A 1,000-nucleotide genomic window follows, 5' to 3' on the forward strand; every position below is an offset into this window, starting at 1 on the left:
GATGAACGTAAACAAAGGGCAGCCCTCCAAATTGCTACTGTCGTAGGTTAAAATGGAAAGTGACCACCACCCATTTCAGAGCTACATAGCAAAGGAGAGCTGTTACTATGCATTCTACCACAAAATTTATCGGTTTGGATGTCTCGAAAGAAACCATCGCCGTTGCCATTGCTGAAGTCGGCCAAGAAGCCCCCCGGTATTGGGGAACCATTCCTCATACGCCGGCAGCACTACGCAAGCTCATTCGTACTCTAGGTCCAGCCGAAACCCTTTCTTTTTGTTATGAGGCTGGTCCGACCGGCTACGAAACCTATCGTCTTCTTCACGCTATGGGGGCGCACTGCGTTGTCATCGCTCCTTCGCTTATGCCCCGACGCCCCGGTGACCATGTAAAGACCGATCGTCGAGACGCCGAACAGTTAGCCCGCTTGTTTCGGGCAGGCGAATTAACGGCGGTTTATGTACCGGAACGCGAAGATGAGGCCCTGCGTGAATTAGTCCGTGCTCGAGAGTCGGCCCGGGAAGATGCGCATCGTCATCGCCAACGGATCTTGAAGTTCCTGTTGCGCTATCAAGTCGAACAGCCAGATACCCTAAAGCGCCGCTGGACGAAAAAGTATCGCGTGTGGTTGAGCCAACTGAGCTTCCCCTTTGTCTCGATGCAAGTTGCGTTTACGGAAATGCTTCATGCGCTAGAGGAAGTGGAGCAGCGGGTCAAGCGCCTGGAGCAAGCCCTGCTGGAACAAGCCGCCACTGGAACAAAGGCACCCTTGATTCAAGTGCTGCAGTCCCTACGCGGCGTCGGGCTGTTAACGGCCATCACCCTTGCCGCTGAAATCGGATCGTTTGCCCGATTTCGTTCTCCTGCCCAACTGATGGCGTATTTAGGTCTGGTGCCTCGAGAACACTCCAGTGGACTGAGCACCCGCCGAGGGGGAATGACCAAAGCAGGCAATGGCCGGCTTCGCCGGAGCCTCATCGAATCCGCCTGGAGTTACCG

General features: G+C 55.0%; 1 protein-coding gene. It reads left to right on the forward strand.

Annotated features, from left to right (window positions below; all coding sequences use genetic code 11):
* Positions 1-107: 107 nt before the first annotated feature.
* Positions 108-1,000: IS110 family RNA-guided transposase (locus ACI1P1_RS29685; RefSeq protein WP_416220221.1), on the forward strand; the 893-nt coding region annotated here is incomplete at its 3' end.

Source organism: Paenibacillus mesotrionivorans (assembly GCF_046098205.1).
In the GTDB taxonomy this organism is placed as follows: Bacteria; Bacillota; Bacilli; order Paenibacillales; family NBRC-103111; genus Paenibacillus_AR; species Paenibacillus_AR mesotrionivorans.